Source organism: Streptomyces sp. NPDC049627 (genome assembly GCF_044465645.1).
Lineage (GTDB): Bacteria > Actinomycetota > Actinomycetes > Streptomycetales > Streptomycetaceae > Streptomyces.
Genome location: NZ_JBITLW010000011.1, coordinates 162,211 through 178,215, shown reverse-complemented (window position 1 = coordinate 178,215; position 16,005 = coordinate 162,211). Strand labels below are relative to the sequence as shown.

General features: G+C 70.8%; 15 protein-coding genes. 5 read left to right on the top strand and 10 right to left on the bottom strand.

The features are described from left to right. The 3 genes from ACIBU0_RS29040 (at nucleotide 1) to ACIBU0_RS29030 (ending at nucleotide 3,567) form a co-directional block, all read left to right on the top strand. On the top strand, nucleotides 1–360 hold the full coding sequence (locus tag ACIBU0_RS29040) for a hypothetical protein (protein WP_398824248.1): 360 nt from the start codon (nucleotides 1–3) through the stop codon (nucleotides 358–360). A 74-nt stretch (nucleotides 361–434) separates the two neighbouring features. Then, nucleotides 435–2,147, top strand: coding sequence for a cation acetate symporter (locus ACIBU0_RS29035; protein WP_398824245.1), 1,713 nt, complete (start codon nucleotides 435–437; stop codon nucleotides 2,145–2,147). 205 nt (nucleotides 2,148–2,352) lie between these two features. After that, nucleotides 2,353–3,567 carry a sensor histidine kinase gene (locus ACIBU0_RS29030; protein WP_398824242.1) on the top strand — a complete coding sequence of 405 codons (1,215 nt, stop codon included), beginning with the start codon at nucleotides 2,353–2,355 and terminating at the stop codon, nucleotides 3,565–3,567. 3 nt (nucleotides 3,568–3,570) lie between these two features. On the opposite strand, the gene ACIBU0_RS29025 is transcribed toward ACIBU0_RS29030, so the two are convergent. The 7 genes from ACIBU0_RS29025 to ACIBU0_RS28995 form a co-directional block, all read right to left on the bottom strand. Next, nucleotides 3,571–3,750, bottom strand: a complete 180-nt coding sequence (locus ACIBU0_RS29025) for a hypothetical protein (protein ID WP_398824239.1) — start codon at nucleotides 3,748–3,750, stop codon at nucleotides 3,571–3,573. A gap of 13 nt (nucleotides 3,751–3,763) precedes the next feature. After that, nucleotides 3,764–5,674: a septum formation family protein gene (locus ACIBU0_RS29020; RefSeq protein ID WP_398824236.1), complete on the bottom strand. Its 1,911-nt coding sequence runs from the start codon at nucleotides 5,672–5,674 to the stop codon at nucleotides 3,764–3,766. Between the two features lie 39 nt (nucleotides 5,675–5,713). Beyond that, nucleotides 5,714–6,967 carry a DUF6777 domain-containing protein gene (locus ACIBU0_RS29015; protein ID WP_398824233.1) on the bottom strand — a complete coding sequence of 418 codons (1,254 nt, stop codon included), beginning with the start codon at nucleotides 6,965–6,967 and terminating at the stop codon, nucleotides 5,714–5,716. Nucleotides 6,968–7,148: 181 nt separating this feature from the next. Then, on the bottom strand, nucleotides 7,149–8,099 hold the full coding sequence (locus ACIBU0_RS29010) for a cytochrome c oxidase assembly protein (protein WP_398824230.1): 951 nt from the start codon (nucleotides 8,097–8,099) through the stop codon (nucleotides 7,149–7,151). Nucleotides 8,100–8,212: 113 nt separating this feature from the next. Continuing rightward, nucleotides 8,213–9,238, bottom strand: a complete 1,026-nt coding sequence (locus tag ACIBU0_RS29005; RefSeq protein WP_398824227.1) for a 6-phosphofructokinase — start codon at nucleotides 9,236–9,238, stop codon at nucleotides 8,213–8,215. A gap of 178 nt (nucleotides 9,239–9,416) precedes the next feature. Then, on the bottom strand, nucleotides 9,417–10,145 hold the full coding sequence (locus tag ACIBU0_RS29000; RefSeq protein WP_398824224.1) for a type 1 glutamine amidotransferase: 729 nt from the start codon (nucleotides 10,143–10,145) through the stop codon (nucleotides 9,417–9,419). Between the two features lie 23 nt (nucleotides 10,146–10,168). Continuing rightward, nucleotides 10,169–11,407, bottom strand: coding sequence for a MurT ligase domain-containing protein (locus tag ACIBU0_RS28995; RefSeq protein WP_398824221.1), 1,239 nt, complete (start codon nucleotides 11,405–11,407; stop codon nucleotides 10,169–10,171). A 111-nt stretch (nucleotides 11,408–11,518) separates the two neighbouring features. On the opposite strand from ACIBU0_RS28995, the gene def reads away from it, so the two are divergent. After that, complete coding sequence (def, locus tag ACIBU0_RS28990) at nucleotides 11,519–12,115, top strand: peptide deformylase (RefSeq protein ID WP_398824218.1); 597 nt, start codon at nucleotides 11,519–11,521, stop codon at nucleotides 12,113–12,115. 15 nt (nucleotides 12,116–12,130) lie between these two features. Here the strand turns inward: def and ACIBU0_RS28985 are convergent, their stop codons facing one another. Next, complete coding sequence (locus ACIBU0_RS28985) at nucleotides 12,131–12,775, bottom strand: TetR family transcriptional regulator (RefSeq protein WP_345012212.1); 645 nt, start codon at nucleotides 12,773–12,775, stop codon at nucleotides 12,131–12,133. Between the two features lie 185 nt (nucleotides 12,776–12,960). On the opposite strand from ACIBU0_RS28985, the gene ACIBU0_RS28980 reads away from it, so the two are divergent. Next, nucleotides 12,961–14,187, top strand: a complete 1,227-nt coding sequence (locus tag ACIBU0_RS28980; protein ID WP_398824214.1) for an acyl-CoA dehydrogenase family protein — start codon at nucleotides 12,961–12,963, stop codon at nucleotides 14,185–14,187. Nucleotides 14,188–14,346: 159 nt separating this feature from the next. On the opposite strand, the gene ACIBU0_RS28975 is transcribed toward ACIBU0_RS28980, so the two are convergent. Together ACIBU0_RS28975 and ACIBU0_RS28970 are read right to left on the bottom strand one after the other, a co-directional pair. Further along, the gene (locus ACIBU0_RS28975; RefSeq protein ID WP_030054037.1) at nucleotides 14,347–14,583 is read right to left on the bottom strand and encodes a DUF6213 family protein; all 237 of its coding nucleotides are present in this window, start codon (nucleotides 14,581–14,583) and stop codon (nucleotides 14,347–14,349) included. A 25-nt stretch (nucleotides 14,584–14,608) separates the two neighbouring features. Further along, nucleotides 14,609–16,003: an NADP-dependent succinic semialdehyde dehydrogenase gene (locus ACIBU0_RS28970; protein ID WP_398824211.1), complete on the bottom strand. Its 1,395-nt coding sequence runs from the start codon at nucleotides 16,001–16,003 to the stop codon at nucleotides 14,609–14,611. Nucleotides 16,004–16,005 lie beyond the last annotated feature (2 nt).

Sequence of the window (16,005 nt, the reverse complement as noted above, 5' to 3'; positions counted from 1 at the left end):
ATGCCCCAGAACCCCACCGAACGCCGCGTCGTCGTCACCGGCCCGCCCCGGCGGGTGCGCCGCGTCTCCGGCTACTACCGCCCCCGCACCGAGATCGACGAGCAGACCACCCTCGGCCACACCTACGTCCGCTCCCTGATGCGCACCCAACTGCGCACCGGCCTCGCCGTCTTCGCCGTCCTCGGCCTGCTCGTCGGCCCCCTGCCCCTGCTCTTCGCCGCGATGCCGGACGCCCGCCACCTCGAATGGGCCGTCCTCGGCTTCGGCCTCTACGCGCCGCTGGTCCTGCTGGCCCGCTGGTTCGTGCGCCGCGCCGAGCGCAACGAACGGGACTTCGTACGGCTCGTCGAAGACCGCTGAGCCCAGAGAACCGAGTGAGCCAGAGAACCGAGTGAGCCAGTGAACCGAGTGAGCCCGAGAGAACCGATGCGGCCGTGAACTCCAGCTATGCCGTCCCCGCCGTCGCCCTCGTCGTCCTGGCGACCGTCCTCGTCGGCGCCTTCGGCCTGCGCATCTCCCGCACCACCTCCGACTTCTACGTCGCCTCCCGCACCGTCGGCCCCCGCCTCAACGCGGCCGCGATCAGCGGCGAGTACCTCTCTGCCGCCTCCTTCCTCGGTATCGCCGGCCTGGTCCTGACGCAGGGCCCGGACATGCTCTGGTACCCGGTCGGCTACACCGCCGGATACCTGGTGCTGCTGCTGTTCGTCGCGGCCCCGCTGCGCCGCTCCGGCGCCTACACCCTCCCCGACTTCGCCGAGGCCCGCCTCTCCTCCCAGGCGGTACGGAGGCTCGCGGGCGCCTTCGTCGTCGGCACCGGCTGGCTGTATCTGCTGCCCCAACTCCAGGGCGCCGGGCTCACCTTGACCGTGCTGACGGGCGCGCCCGACTCGCTCGGCGGGCTGATCGTCGCGGTGGTCGTGGTCGCCATCGTCGCCGCCGGAGGCATGCGCAGCATCACCTTCGTGCAGGCCTTCCAGTACTGGCTCAAGCTCACCGCTCTCCTGGTCCCCGCGCTCTTCCTCATCCTCGCCTGGCAGGGCGACGGCGCCCCCCGCCACGCCTTCGACGAACCGGCCACCTTCCGCGAGCACAGCGTCGTCCGCGTCGACGACACCCTCGACGTGAAGCTCGACCGCCCGCTGACCGTCACCGTGACCGGCACGATCGACGGCCGCACCCACGACGAGCGGGAACTCCGGCTCCCCGCCGGCACCCACCGCATCGAGAGCGGCACCCGTCTGACCTTCGCGCAGGGCGCCGAGGTCCCCGAACCCGACCACCGAGCGGGCGGCGGCCTGTCGCCCTCGCAGGCCGAGAACCGCGGCGAACGCCCGCTGTACGCCACCTACGGGCTGATCCTCGCCACCTTCCTCGGCACCATGGGCCTGCCGCACGTCGTCGTCCGCTTCTACACCAGCCCGCACGGCGTCGCCGCCCGCCGCACCACCGTCGCCGTGCTCGGCCTGATCGGCGCCTTCTACCTCCTGCCACCCGTCTACGGCGCCCTGGGTCGCCTCTACGCCCCCGAACTCACCCTCGCCGGTGACGCGGACGCCGCCATCCTCCTCCTGCCCGACCGCATGATCGGCGGCCTGGGCGGCGATCTGCTGGGCGCCCTGGTCGCGGGCGGCGCCTTCGCCGCGTTCCTGTCCACCGCGTCGGGCCTGACCATGGCCGTCGCGGGCGTGCTCACCCAGGACGTCCTCCCGTCCCGGGGCGTACGGCACTTCCGGCTCGGCACCGTCCTCGCCATGGCCGTCCCGCTCGCCGCGAGCGTCCTGGTCGGCGGGCTGCCGGTCGCCGACGCGGTGGGCCTCGCCTTCGCCGTGTCCGCGTCGTCCTTCTGCCCGTTGCTCGTCCTCGGCATCTGGTGGCGGCGGCTGACCCCGCCCGGCGCGGCCGCCGGGATGCTGGTGGGCGGCGGCTCGGCGCTGCTCGCCGTCGCCGCGACCATGGCCGGTTTCCCGGGCGCCGGGGCGCTGCACGCGCTGCTCGCCTGGCCCGCGCTCTGGTCGGTGCCACTGGGCTTCCTCACCATGATCCTGGTGTCCCTGGCGACCCCCGGCCGGGTCCCGGCCGGAACGGCGGCGATCCTGGCACGGTTCCATCTGCCGGAGGAACTGCGGGCGGAGGCGAAGGCATGAGCGGACGCGAAGCCGGTCGATCAGGTGGCGGGTGCGGTTTCGGGGGATGCGCGGCCGGTCGCTTGGGCGGCGGGGGTGGTGTGAGCGGGTCCGATGAGGGTCGATCAGGTGGCGGTTTCGGCGGACGCGCGGCCGGTCGCTCGGGCGGCGCCGGCGGTGTGAGCGGATGTGCGGCCGGACGTCGAGTTCGGGTGGCGGTGGCGGCATGAGCGGATTCATCGCGGGCCTGTGCGTGGCCGTCCTTCCGCTGCTCGCCGCCGGATTCTGGCTCGGCCGGCGCACGGCCCGCCCCGAGAACCGCGGCGGTCTGGGCACGCCGGTCGAGCACGCCACCTTCGAGACCCTGCACACCGCTTCCCTCGCCGCGCCCCCGCTGCGCGCCGGTCTCACCGAGGAGACCGCCCGCAAGTCGGCCCGCAGACTGCGCTCACTCCTCGGCACCGACGCGCTGTGCCTGACCGATCAGAAGCAGGTCCTCGTCTGGGACGGCGTCGGCGGCCATCACCGTACGGAGATCATGGAACGCCTCGCCGGACCGCTGGAGTCGGGCCGCGGCGAGGCGTTCCCGCTCACCTGCGACACCCCGGACTGCCCGGTGCGCTGGGCGGTCGTCGCCCCGCTCACCGTCGACGACCGGGTCCACGGCGCCCTCGTCGCCTGCGCGCCCCGGGAGTCGGCGGTGCTCGTGCGGGCGGCGGGCGAGGTGGCCCGCTGGGTCTCCGTGCAGCTGGAGCTGGCCGACCTCGACCAGTCCCGCACCCGTCTGATCGAGGCCGAGATCAAGGCGCTGCGGGCCCAGATCTCCCCGCACTTCATCTTCAACTCGCTCGCGGTCATCGCCAGCTTCGTCCGCACGGACCCGGAGCGTGCCCGCGAACTGCTCCTGGAGTTCGCCGACTTCACCCGCTACTCCTTCCGCAGGCACGGCGACTTCACCACCCTCGCCGACGAACTCCACGCCATCGACCACTACTTGGCGCTCGTCCGGGCACGCTTCGGCGACCGCCTCTCCGTCACCCTCCAGATCGCCCCGGAGGTGCTGCCGGTGGCCCTGCCCTTCCTGTGCCTGCAGCCGCTCGTCGAGAACGCCGTCAAGCACGGCCTGGAGGGCAAGACCGCGCTCTCCGGCAAGTGCCACATCCAGATCACCGCCCAGGACACCGGCGCCGAGGCCCTCGTCGTCATCGAGGACGACGGCGCCGGAATGGACCCCGTCCTACTGCGCCGCATCCTCGCCGGTGAGGTCAGCCCCTCGGGCGGCATCGGCCTGTCGAACGTCGACGACCGGCTCCGTCAGGTCTACGGCGACGACTACGGCCTCATCATCGAGACCGCCGTAGGGTCAGGCATGAAGATCACCGCCCGGCTGCCGAAGTACCAGCCGGGGGTGCATTCCGCGGGGCGGCTCACCCGGGAGTGAGGCTCAGGTGCTGCGGCTGACGACCATCCCCAGCGTGATCAGCCCCAGCACCACCCACCCGAACCACAGCCAGCCATTGCTCCCGAGCGCCACCGTGTAGGCCGTCACCACGACGAGCCCGCCGACGGTGACCACCCCCATCGCCTTCGTAGAACCGTCCGTAGAACCGCTAGAACCGGGCATCGCAACACCCTCCTCATGGTTCGTCCCCCTCCATGGTGCCCCCGTTCTGCCTCCGTACGGTGCACACGACAAAATGAGTGCCGTTCTTCCAGGACCCCTCGCTCGTCCAGGAACCGGCCGTGTAGACGGAAGGGTCGAAGCCGTAGTCACCCGGCGGAACCTCCCGGGCACACAGCGTGTCCGACTCGGTGCGCGCCTCGGCCGGCGTGACGTCGGCACCCAGACGGGCGAACCCGAGCACCTGCTCGTCGTGCGGGTCGGCGCAGGACACCAGGCGGGCGTCGCGGGACGAGCGGACGTCCAGACAGTCCCGTCGCTGCATGGTCGCCGTGTCCGCGAAGGCCGCCCCCCACTTGCGGTGCTCGCCCAGGGGCCCGTACACCGGCCCGTGCGCGCCCAGCACCAGACAGGCGGTGCGCCGCCCGGCCGCCTCGAACCCCGCCTCGGACGGTACGACGGCGACGCTGCGGACGTCCGCGAGCCTCCCGCGGAGCTCCGCGGTCCGCTCCTCGCACGCCGCCGGCCCCTCCTCGCGCGCCTCGGCGGCGGACGCGGCGGCGACGAAGGCCATGACCTGCCCGTCGGGCGCCTTCTCCGCGCAGCTCGGATCCAGCGTCAGCCGGGGCGTGCCCTGGAAGGGAGCCGCGCCGGGCCAGTCGGCGAGCACACAGTCACCGTCCTTCAGCGGATGGCCGAGACCGACCGTGGCGCCGTACGGCTGGTGCGTCCCCCTGGTGTCCGGCTGCCGGGCCATGGCGTACCAGACGCCGGAACCCGCGAGCGCCAGCCCGAGGAGGCCGGCGAGGACCGCGTGGAGGATACGGGGGCGGGTGCGGGTATGCCTGCCGGGTCCCGGGCCGAAGGCCTGCGGCGCGCGGGGCCGCTCCGGCAGGGAGTATCCGGAGGGCGAAGCGAAGCCCTGTGCGGCGCCGCCCCGCCGATCGGAGGCGGGCGCCGAGCCGGACTCCGCCGCTTCGGGCGCGGGTCCCGGAGGCGGCGCCCCGTCCCACTGCGGCTGTGACCCGAGGTCGGTCTGGGTGCGTGCGTACGCGTCGGCCTCCGGCGTGACGATCCTCGACAGCGCCGCCTCCGCCTGCGCCGCGGACATCCGCCGTGCCGGGTCCTTCTCCAGCAACGCCCGCAGGACGGGCGCCAGCGCACCGGCTCGCGCCGCCGGGTGGGGCTCCTCCATGACCACCGCGGTGAGCTCCGCCAGATGCGACTCGCGATCGAAGGGTCCCCGGCCCTCGATGCCGTAGTACAGCGTGCAGGCCAGCGAGAACAGATCGGTGGCCGGCGTCGGCGCCCCGCCCGTGACCCGCTCAGGCGCCAGATAGCCCGACGTGCCCACGAGGACCGATGCCAGCGTGTACCGCGTCTCCCCGGCGTCCGGCTGCACCGAGATGCCGTAGTCGGTGAGCAGCACCCGGCCGTACGGCGCCCCGGTGCGGTCCGGCGCCAGCAGGATGTTCGCCGGTTTCACGTCCCGGTGCATGACGCCCCGCCGGTGCCCGGCGGTGAGCGCGTCGAGCACGGCCAGCCCGATGCGGGCGCACTCCGCGGGCGCCAGCGGGCCGCGCCGGTCGACCAGGTCCCGGAGGTTGACGGCGCCCGCCACGTACTCCATGACGATCCACGGCAGCCCCTCGTGCTCCAGTACGTCGTGCACGGTCACCACGTGCGGATGCCCGCGCAGCCCCGCGGCGTGCCGGGCCTCCGCGCGGGCACGGGCCACCCGGGCCTCACGCTCGTCGGCCTCGGCCGCGTCCCGGAACACGATCTCCTTCAGCGCGACCTCACAGGCGAGTCTCTGGTCGTGGGCGAGCCAGACATGGCCCATACCGCCGCTGCCGAGCCGGTTCAGCAGCAGATAACGGCCGGCGATGATCCGGCCCACTCCCGACGTCGGTGATCCTGAAGGCATCCGGTGACTCCCGGGTTCTGCGGGGGCGCTGCGTGGTTGCTAGGCGGTCGTGCTCGCCGTGGGCCCGTCCGAGGAGGGCACACCGGTCGCCGGGTCGGTCGTGGCGGGCGCGCTCGTCCTGGGCGGCGGGGCGCTGCTCGTGACCGGGGCGCTGGTGGGTGGCGCGCTCGTGGTCTGCGGTGGGGCGCTGGTTGTGGGCGGGGGCGACGAGCTGGCCGTAGGCGCCTTGGTCGACGGAGGCGGCGTCGAGCCGGCGGGCGGGGCGGAGGAGGGCGGCGCCGACGAGGACGGGGGCTTGCTGGTGGGCCCGGGAGTGGCAGGCCCGGAGCTGCCGGGGCCGGAGGACGAGGGCGGCGGAGTCGAGGACGGGCCGGAGGCCGGGGGAGTGGATCCCCCGCGGGAGGAGGACCCGCTGGAGGACCCCTTGGAAGGCCCGCTGGACGTCGTATCCCCGGCCACACTCAACGTCACGTACTCCCCGAACCGCAGCTCGGTCCCGGCCGGCGGATCCGACGCCGTGACCCGGGAGGCGTCCGGCGGCAGCCCTCCACCCTCGACGGCGACGGCCAGCCCCGAGTCGGCCAGCTTCCGGCTCGCCTGCCCGAACGTCGTCCCGGCGAGGAGGGGCACCTCGTGCTGCTCACGCGTGTCGAATGACGTGTCGTCCTCACCCGTGGTGCCCACGGGCCGGTTGATACCCCGGCCGGGTTCTTCTACGTCGACGAGAGCGAGCCGCTCCACCGTCCGCGTGGCGGGACGTACGGCCACCACGGACGACTTCTCGTATCCCTTCCATTCCTCGTTGCGGTTGTCGAACTCGACCTTTATCCGAGTCGTGTCACCCAGGAAGGGGCGCAGTGGATTTCCGCACGAGCACTTCACCGCGGGAAGGCCTTCCGGATCGACGAGAATCGCGATTCCCACCTGCAGCAGTGCGTTGAAGGGGGCGGCCTTTCCCTTCTTGTAGTCGTGATTCTTCACGAGCGTGTCGTGGCGCAGGAGAACGGGTGTGAGGCGATCGAGATAATCCGGAATCTCGGCCGTGCTGATCGAGAGCGCGGCTGCCCACGCCTGTGCCTTGCGCTCATGGGCGGGATCGGTGAGAAACGCCTTGAGCCGTACGACATCACAGATCGTCGGCTGCTTCGAACCCCCGTACAGACCAGGGGTGTCGCCCTGCTGCAGGCCGCCGTGCGCCGTCTGCGCCCGGACCTGCTGGTCCCGCCCCAGTCCTTGCTCCTCGTCGAAGAAGGGCGCGAGCGACGGAACTCCCGCGGCCACGGCCTTCACCATGAACAACGGAGTGTCCCGATCACATCCACTGAGCGCCAGAACGAGGACCAGCAGGACGGCGATCCTCCGGATCGCCGATTTTCCGGACCTGTGTGCGAAAACGCGTAGCGTCATTACCGCTCCCCCCGGCGGTTCCCCCGACGCGCTTCATGCTACTGAAAGGCGAAGCCTTTCGGTTTCCTCAGTTTCCGCGTGCGTTCAATGAGGCCAAATAGGCGTTGTACGCCTCGAGTTCCTTGTCGCCGTCCCGGTCGGCGGCGCGGTCCTTGCGCCGGGCCTGCCGCTGTTCCGAGCGGTACCACTGGAACAGCAGCGCGATCAGCACCAGCACGGAGGGAATCTCGCTGAACGCCCAGGCGATACCGCCGGCCGCGTTCTGGTCGGCAAGGGCTTCGATGCCGAGCGAGGCGGGCGGGTTCTTGAACGTCTCGACCATCGGCGCCGACGCCATCATCAACGCGATACCGAAGAAGGCGTGGAACGGCATCCCCGCGAACAGCTCCAGCATCCGCATCAGATACCCCGGCCGGTGCGGGCCGGGGTCCACGCCGATGATCGGCCAGAAGAACACCACACCCACGGCGAGGAAGTGCACCATCATCGCGATGTGCCCGGTCTTGGAGCCCATCAGGAAGTCGAAGAGCGGCGTGAAATACAGCGCGTACAGGCTGGCGATGAACAGTGGAATGGTGAACGCCGGATGCGTGATGATCCGCATGTACCTGCTGTGCAGCAGGGCCAGCAGCCACTCCCGCGGCCCCTTGCGTCCGCGCCCCGCCGGCGGCAGTGCCCGCAGGGCCAGGGTGACGGGCGCGCCGAGCAGGATGAAGATCGGCGACAGCATGCTGATGACCATGTGCTGCACCATGTGCACGCTGAACATGACCATGCCGTAGTCGTTCAGCCCGGTGCACATGACGAGCATCACGGACAGCACTCCGACGACGTAGGAGACGGTCCGCCCCACGGGCCATGAGTCCCCACGCCGCCGCAGCCGCACGACGCCCCACGCGTACAGCGCGAGCGCGACCAGGCACGCGACGAGGAAGAACGGGTCGGCCGACCACTGAAGTCCGCGCCCCAGCGTGAACGGCGGCAGATCCATGGTCATGCCGTGCCCGCTGTGATCCATTCCGGCGGCTCCTGATTCGTGGGGGTTGTGCAAGTCTGTCCGCACACAGACTAGAACTGCCCCCGGCCGCAGCTGCGGCCGGGGGCAGACTCTTCAGGCCCGTACGACGTGATCTAGAGGACGCACTCGGCTTCTTCGTACCGCTCCACGGGAACCGTCTTCAGCGTCTCCACGGCCTTCGCCAGCGGCACCATCACGATGTCGGTCCCTTGCAGGGCCGTCATGTGGCCGAACTCTCCCCGGTGCACGGCCTCCACCGCGTGCCATCCGAACCGAGTCGCCAGCACCCGGTCGTACGCGGTCGGCGTACCGCCCCGCTGCACATGCCCGAGAATGACCGGCCGCGCTTCCTTCCCCAGCCGCTCCTCCAGCTCGATCGACAGCTGGCGGGCGATTCCGGCGAACCGCTCATGCCCGTAGATGTCCTTGCCGCCCTCGTCGAACTCCATGGAGCCGGGCCGTGGCTTGGCCCCCTCGGCCGCCACGACGATCGCGAAGCGCTTCCCGGCCTCGAACCGCTCGCCGACCCGCTTCGCCAACTCCTCGATGTCGAAGGGCCGTTCCGGTACGACGATGGCGTGCGCGCCGGCCGCCATGCCGGAGTGCAGCGCGATCCAGCCCGTGTGGCGCCCCATGACCTCGACCACGAGGACCCGCTGGTGGGACTCGGCGGTGGTCTTGAGCCGGTCCAGGGCCTCGGTCGCCACCCCCACGGCCGTGTCGAAGCCGAAGGTGACGTCGGTCACGGCGATGTCGTTGTCGATGGTCTTCGGCACCCCCACGACGGGCAGGCCGCTGTCGGACATCAGCCGGGCCGCCTTGAGCGTGCCCTCGCCGCCGATCGGGATGATCGCGTCGAGGCCGAGCTCCTCGAGATGACCCTTGGCCCGCTCCACGCCGTCCCGCAGATGGGAGGGCTGGACCCGGGAGGAACCGAGAATCGTGCCGCCGCGAGCCAGGATGCCGCTCACCGCGTCGAGGTCGAGCTTGAGGTAGTCGCACTCCAGGAGGCCCTTCCAGCCGTCCCGGAAGCCGATGACCTCGTCGCCGTGGTCGACGACGGCGCGGTGCACGACGGACCGGATGACGGCGTTCAGGCCGGGGCAGTCGCCGCCGGACGTGAGGACACCAATGCGCATAGCCCGAAAAACCTTCTCAACGTGGGCCGGGACCGGACCACGTTGTCCGGCTCGAATCCCCGCCACCCTAGCGGCTTCAGGGGGCGGGGCCGAAGCGTGCGTCCGCCTGCTGGACGGCCCCGCTCACCTGTGCGGAAGGGCCGTCAGACGGGCTTCTTCGGTCGGCTCGGACAACAGGTCAGGCCGGCTGCTGCGCAGCCGCGATGCGCTCGTTGCGCAGCGCCTCGTACCAGCGGTCGTCGGTCGGCGGAAGGGCGTTCACATCGAGCGCCAGCTTCAGCAGCAGGTCCGCGATCTGCGGGTTCCGCGCCAGCACCGGGCCGTGCATGTACGTACCGAAGACGGTGTCGTTGTACGCCCCCTCCGTGCCGTCGCCCGTGCCGTTGCCGTTGCCGAAGCGGACCTGGGCGAGGGGGCGGGCGGTGGGGCCGAGGTGGGTGACGCCCTGGTGGTTCTCGAAGCCGGTCAGCGGGGGCAGACCGAGGCGCGGGTCGATGTCGGCGAGCACGTCACCGACGCACCGGGCCCCCTCACCCCGCACGGACACGACGTCGATCAGACCCAGGCCCGGCTCACGCTGGCCGAGGTCGTTGATGAACTCGTGGCCGAGGATCTGGTAGCCGGCGCACACGGAGAACACGATCGCGCCGTTCTCGACGGCCCGGTGCAGACCGCCGTCCCGGCGCAGCCGCTCGGCCGCCAGCCGCTGCGGGCGGTCCTCGCCGCCGCCGATCAGGTAGATGTCCCCGGAGGTCGGGATCGGCTGGTCGCTGCGCACGTCGAGGCGGGCCACGTCGAGGCCGCGCTGCCGGGCCCGGCGCTCGACGACGAGGACGTTGCCCTGGTCGCCGTAGGTGCTGAGCAGGTCCGGGTAGACCCAGACGACCCGCAGTTGGTTGTCGCTCACTTAAGTCCCCTGAAATCTGGTGATCAGTTGCCGACGCGGCGGCGCAGGTCCTGGAACGCGGTGTAGTTGGCGATGACCTCGATCCGGCCCGGCGGGCACTGCTGCACGGCCTGGTCGAGGTTGTCGCACACCTGGAACTGCTGGCCCGCGACCTCCAGCCGCACCGCGAGGTCGAGCTTGCGGTCACCGATGACGCAGATCGGGTGCCCGGTCAGCCGCGTGTAGTCGACGTCCCACAGCCAGGAGGTGTCGGTGCCGTCGGCGCTGCGCGCGTTCACGGAGAGGATCACCGGGGTCGGCGGCGGATCGATCAGGGAGAACGTCTCGAGCCAGCCGGCCGGGTTTTTGGCGAGCAGCAGCCGCAGATCCCGCCCCTGGAACTGCACGACGTCGTACCGTCCGGCGACGGCCTGCACCTGGTACATGCGCTCCAGGGCGACCTGCGGCGGCACCCCGAACACGGCGGCCACGGCGGCCGAGGAGGCGGCGTTGGCCTTGTTGGCGCGCCCCGGCAGCTGCAGATGAATCGGCCAGGCGGACCCGTGCGGATCCAGGACGTGGTCACCGGACAGCGCCCAGCTCGGCGTGGGCCGCCGGAAGCCGCACTCACCGCAGAACCAGTCGTCCCCCGGCCGCTGCATCACACCGCCGCACGACGGGCAGGACCAGGCGTCGTCCTTCCACATCTGCCCGGCTGCGACCCAGATCACATTCGGGGACGACGAAGCCGCCCACACGACCAGCGGGTCGTCGGCGTTGGCGACGATCACGGCCTTCGACCCCGCGAGCCCCTCACGCCAGTTCTCGGCGAGCATCCGGGTCTCGGCGGCGCGGTCCAGCTGGTCACGGGAGAGGTTGAGCAGGGCGATGCACTTGGGCTCGGTGTCCCGGGCGACACCGGCGAGGTACTTCTCGTCGACCTCGATCACGCCGTACCGGGCTTCGGACCCACCGGCCAGCGCGGAGGTGATACCGGCAGGCATGTTGGCGCCGAGCGCGTTGGACACGACCGGACCCGCGGCCCGCAGGGCCTCCGCGATCAGCCGGGTCGTCGTGGTCTTGCCGTTGGTCGCCGAGACCAGGACGACGTCCAGGTTCTGGGCGAGCTTGGCGAGAAGGTCGGGGTCGAGTTTGAGGGCCACCCGGCCACCGATCACCGAACCGCTGCCGCGCCCAGCGGCGCGCGATGCCGCCGCGACCGCCTTGCCCGCGGTCACGGCCAGCTTGGCCCGCGGCGTGAGCGGGTCCGAGTTGCCTGCCATCAGTTCTCGATCCTCCTTGCGTACGCGCCGCGCCTCTGCCTGACGGCAACGTGGTGGTGGTCAGCCTATCGAGATCCATTCGCACTCCCGAATCGCCGTACCCTTGCGGCCATGCGGAACGGCCCCATTCCGGGCGCGCACGGGCGCGTCCGCCCCCTCACCCTGCTCGGCGACCCGGTGCTCCAGGCACCCTGCAAGGAGGTCACCGACTTCGGCCCCGAATTGGCGACGCTGGTGGAGGACTTGTTCGCGACGATGTACGCGGCGCAGGGCGTGGGCCTCGCGGCGAACCAGGTGGGGGAGTCCTTGCGGGTGTTCGTCTACGACTGCCCGGACGACGAGGACGTGCGTCACCTCGGGCACGTGGTGAACCCCCGGTTGGTGGAGACGGACGGCGTGGTGATCCGCGGACCGGAGGGCTGCCTGTCCCTGCCGGGCCTGGAGGCGGGGACGGAGCGCTACGACCACGCGGTGGTGGAGGGTTTCACGATGACCGGGGAGCCGATCACCGTACACGGGACCGGCTTCTTCGCCCGCTGCCTCCAGCACGAGTGCGACCACTTGGAGGGCAGGGTGTACGCGGACCGCGTGAGAGGCCGGCGCCACCGCCGCTTGATGCGACAGGTGGCGAGAGCCTCGTGGCGCAGGCCGACATGGCCGACCCAGGGGCGCGGGGAACTGCGCGACCAGCCCCCACCGGCCGGATAGACGGCAAACGACCCGTCAGAACCCCGGACCTCCCATTTTGTCCCCGGCGGCAGCCAGCCGACCCCACAAAAGGTCGGCCAGACTACGTACCAACTCGGCCCGGGAACAAGGCCGTTCACCCAGCCACCAGTCCCCGGCCGCGTGCATCATCCCGACTATCCCGTGCCCCCACACCCGAGCGAGCTGCTGACTCCCGGGCCCGAGATCCAACCGCTCCTCGATGACGGTGGCCAGCTCCTCACCCATCCTGCGAAGCAACGGCGCGGAATGCTTACCGACATCGAACCCCTGGTCCCCGACCTGCCCACCCTCCGCCGGATGCATCAGAAACCGGTACACCTGAGGCCGTGCCTCAATGGCCGCGAGGTACGTGTCCAACGTGGCCTCGACCCGCTCGCGCCGATCCGCAGGGGCGTCCAACGCCGCCCTCAGTGAATCCAGCAGCGCGTCCGTGTGCCGCTTGGCCAACGCCGCGTAAAGCCCGCCCTTGTCGCCGAAGTGCCGATACAGGATCGGCTTGGTGATGCCGGCCTCCGCCGCGATCGCGTTCATCGAGGCCTGTGGGCCGTCGCGCAGCACCACCCTGTCGGCGGCCTCCAGCAGCTCACGCCGACGGCGGTCGGCGGACCGCTGCTGATCGGTCCGCTGTGTGGTGTCCATGAGCTCTCCCCACCCGTGCTGAATCGATGACGCCTGCGCAAACTAACACTCAACCTGGCTCAATCATCGAACGGGCTGCCGACGGGGTACCGCCGGTTGACTTTACCTACCGACGGGTAACAAACTAGGGTTACCGCTAGTAACAAGCATGCACGCAGCCATGCACGTACGCCGCTGGAGGGGACATGGCCGAGTTCACCATGGAGCTCAACGACGAACAGAAGGAGGTCCGGGACTGGCTCCACGGCTTCGCCGCCGATGTGATCCGCCCCGCGGCCGCCGAATGGGACGAGCGTGAGGAGACTCCCTGGCCGGTCATCCAGGAGGCCGCGAAGGTCGGCATCTACTCGCTCGACTTCTACGCCCAGCAGTACTTCGACCCGACCGGTCTCGGCATCCCCATGGCGATGGAGGAGCTCTTCTGGGGTGACGCGGGCATCGCCCTGTCGATCGTCGGCACCGGCCTCGCCGCCGTCGGCGTCCTGGCCAACGGCACCGAGGAGCAGATCGGCACCTGGGTGCCGCAGATGTACGGCGACGCCAACGACGTCAAGCTCGCCGCGTTCTGCTCCTCCGAGCCCGACGCCGGGTCCGACGTGGCCTCGATGCGCACCCGTGCCGTGTACGACGAGGCCAAGGACGAGTGGGTGATCAACGGCACGAAGACCTGGGCGACCAACGGCGGCATCGCCAACGTCCACGTGGTCGTCGCCGTCGTCGACCCGGACCTGGGCTCCAAGGGACACGCGTCCTTCATCATCCCGCCGAACACGCCGGGCCTGGCCCAGGGCCAGAAGTTCAAGAAGCACGGCATCCGCGCCTCGCACACCGCCGAGGTCATCCTGGACAACGTACGGGTGCCGGGCTCCTGCCTGCTGGGCGGCAAGGAGAAGCTGGACGAGCGGCTGGCGCGGGCCCGTGAGCGGGCCAAGGCGGGGGGCGAGCGGGTGAAGAACGCGGCCATGGCCACGTTCGAGGCCTCGCGGCCGGCCGTCGGTGCGATGGCCGTCGGCACGGCCCGTGCCGCGTACGAGGTCGCCCTCGACTACGCCAAGACGCGGGAGCAGTTCGGGCGGCCGATCATCGACAACCAGGGCGTGGCCTTCCAACTGGCCGACATGCGCACACAGGTCGATGCGGCGCGGCTTCTGGTGTGGCGCGCTTCCTGGATGGCGATCAACGGCAAGCCGTTCACGGCGGCCGAGGGGTCGATGTCGAAGCTGTTCGCGAGCGAGACGGCGAAGAAGGTCACGGCTCAGGCGATACAGATCCTCGGGGGCAACGGCTACACCCGGGAGTATCCCGTGGAGCGGATGCACCGGGACAGCGCCATCTACACGATCTTCGAGGGGACGAGCGAGATCCAGCGGCTGGTGATCGCCCGTACGTTGTCGGGGATGCCGATTCGTTAGCGCCGTGGGGGTTCTGCGCGATGCGGTCTGCGGGTCGTCCGTGGTTGCTCGCGCAGTTCCCCGCGCCCCTTGAGGTCGGCATCCGTAACGCCCTCAAGGGGCGCGGGGAACTGCGCGACCAGCCCAGACACACCCGCACCCGGCATCGAACCGCTACCCCTACGGCGTAGTCCCGCTGCTGTGCGCAATGCACGCCACATCGATGCGATCGGCAAGTTTCGCGAGCTCAATGGTCAACGCGGCCACCGTGTCCTCGTCGAGCCCGTCCTCCCCGGCCTCGACGAGGTGCAGCCACCGACCACCCACCGTGCGCAGCAGCTTGCTCACATCGGCGGCAGCCACCTGCAGGGTCCCGCGGTCATCGACGATCAGCGGCAGAGTAACTTCGCGGTTCACACCCGGGATCGTAGTCGCGCAGCGCTCACGCACCGTGCCAAACAGTGGTGATGTTGCAGAACTCGCGGATTCCGTGCCCGGACAGCTCACGCCCGTACCCGGACCGCTTCACGCCGCCGAACGGGAAAGCCGGGTGGGACGCCGTCATCCCGTTGACGTACACGCTGCCGGCCTCCAGATCCCGGACGAACCGGTCGACCTCGGCCTCGTCCCGCGTCCACACGTTGGAACTCAGCCCGAACGGCGAGTCGTTGGCGATGAGCACCGCCTCGTCCAGATCGCCGGCCCGGTACAGCGTGGCGACCGGTCCGAACGCCTCCTCGCGGTGGATCCGCATCTCACGGGTGATGCCGGCGAGGACGGTCGGCGGGTAGTACCAGCCGGGCAGTTCGGGCCGGCGGAGCCGGTGGCCGCCGCACAGCACCTCCGCCCCACTGCGCCGGGCGTCGTCGACGAGTTCCTCCAGATCGTCCCGCCCCTTCTCGCTCGACAGCGGGCCGACCTCCGTCTCCTCCTGCATCGGGTCGCCGACCACCAGCGCCTTCATGCCCTCGACGAACCGCTCGGCGAAGGCGTCGTAGACGTCCGTGTGCACGATGAACCGCTTGGCGGCGATGCACGACTGCCCGGTGTTCTGCACCCGCGCGGTCACCGCGACCTGTGCGGCCCGGTCGAGGTCGGCCGACGGCATGACGACGTACGGGTCGCTGCCGCCCAGTTCCAGCACCGTCTTCTTGACCATCTCCCCGGCGGTGGAGGCGACCGCCCGGCCCGCGGGCTCGCTGCCGGTGAGGGTCGCCGCCCTGACCCGCTCGTCGCGCAGGACGTCGTCGACCTGTCCGGAGCCGATGAGGAGGGTCTGGAAGCAGCCCTCGGGGTAGCCCGCCCGGTGGAACAGGTCCTCGAGGTAGAGGGCGGTCCGGGGGACGTTCGAGGCGTGCTTGAGCAGGCCCACGTTGCCCGCCATCAGCGCGGGCGCCGCGAACCGGACCACCTGCCAGAGGGGGAAGTTCCACGGCATCACCGCGAGGATCGGCCCCAGCGGGCGATAGCGCACCCGTACCCGCGAGGCGCCCGAGTCCTTCACGTCGGACTCGGCCGGCTCCTCGTCGGCGAGCAGGTCCTCGGCGCGGTCGGCGTACCAGCGCATCGCCTTGGCGCACTTGGCGACCTCCGCGCGGGCCTGCTTGATGGGCTTGCCCATCTCGGTGGTCATCACGCGGGCGATGTCCTGCTGGTCCTCTTCCAGGAGGGTCGCGGCCTGGAGCAGCAGACGGCCGCGGTCGACGAAGCTGGTCGACCGGTACGTGCGGAACGTGGCCTCGGCGAGCTGGAGCCTGCGCTCGATCTCCTCCTCGCCCATGGGCTCGTACGTCTTGAGCGTCTCGCCGTTCGCCGGGTTCACCGTTGCGATGGGCATGA

What these genes read in the sequence shown, in the direction of transcription:
- ACIBU0_RS29030 (WP_398824242.1), top strand. Translation starts at nt 2,353, where the DNA reads ATGAGCGGATTCATCGCGGGCCTGTGCGTGGCCGTCCTTCCGCTGCTC.
- ACIBU0_RS29005 (WP_398824227.1), bottom strand. Translation starts at nt 9,238, where the DNA reads ATGCGCATTGGTGTCCTCACGTCCGGCGGCGACTGCCCCGGCCTGAAC.
- ACIBU0_RS29010 (WP_398824230.1), bottom strand. Translation starts at nt 8,099, where the DNA reads ATGGATCACAGCGGGCACGGCATGACCATGGATCTGCCGCCGTTCACG.
- def (WP_398824218.1), top strand. Translation starts at nt 11,519, where the DNA reads ATGCGGAACGGCCCCATTCCGGGCGCGCACGGGCGCGTCCGCCCCCTC.
- ACIBU0_RS28985 (WP_345012212.1), bottom strand. Translation starts at nt 12,775, where the DNA reads ATGGACACCACACAGCGGACCGATCAGCAGCGGTCCGCCGACCGCCGT.
- ACIBU0_RS29025 (WP_398824239.1), bottom strand. Translation starts at nt 3,750, where the DNA reads ATGCCCGGTTCTAGCGGTTCTACGGACGGTTCTACGAAGGCGATGGGG.
- ACIBU0_RS28970 (WP_398824211.1), bottom strand. Translation starts at nt 16,003, where the DNA reads ATGCCCATCGCAACGGTGAACCCGGCGAACGGCGAGACGCTCAAGACG.
- ACIBU0_RS28980 (WP_398824214.1), top strand. Translation starts at nt 12,961, where the DNA reads ATGGCCGAGTTCACCATGGAGCTCAACGACGAACAGAAGGAGGTCCGG.
- ACIBU0_RS29015 (WP_398824233.1), bottom strand. Translation starts at nt 6,967, where the DNA reads ATGGTGAAGGCCGTGGCCGCGGGAGTTCCGTCGCTCGCGCCCTTCTTC.
- ACIBU0_RS28995 (WP_398824221.1), bottom strand. Translation starts at nt 11,407, where the DNA reads ATGGCAGGCAACTCGGACCCGCTCACGCCGCGGGCCAAGCTGGCCGTG.
- ACIBU0_RS29040 (WP_398824248.1), top strand. Translation starts at nt 1, where the DNA reads ATGCCCCAGAACCCCACCGAACGCCGCGTCGTCGTCACCGGCCCGCCC.
- ACIBU0_RS29020 (WP_398824236.1), bottom strand. Translation starts at nt 5,674, where the DNA reads ATGCCTTCAGGATCACCGACGTCGGGAGTGGGCCGGATCATCGCCGGC.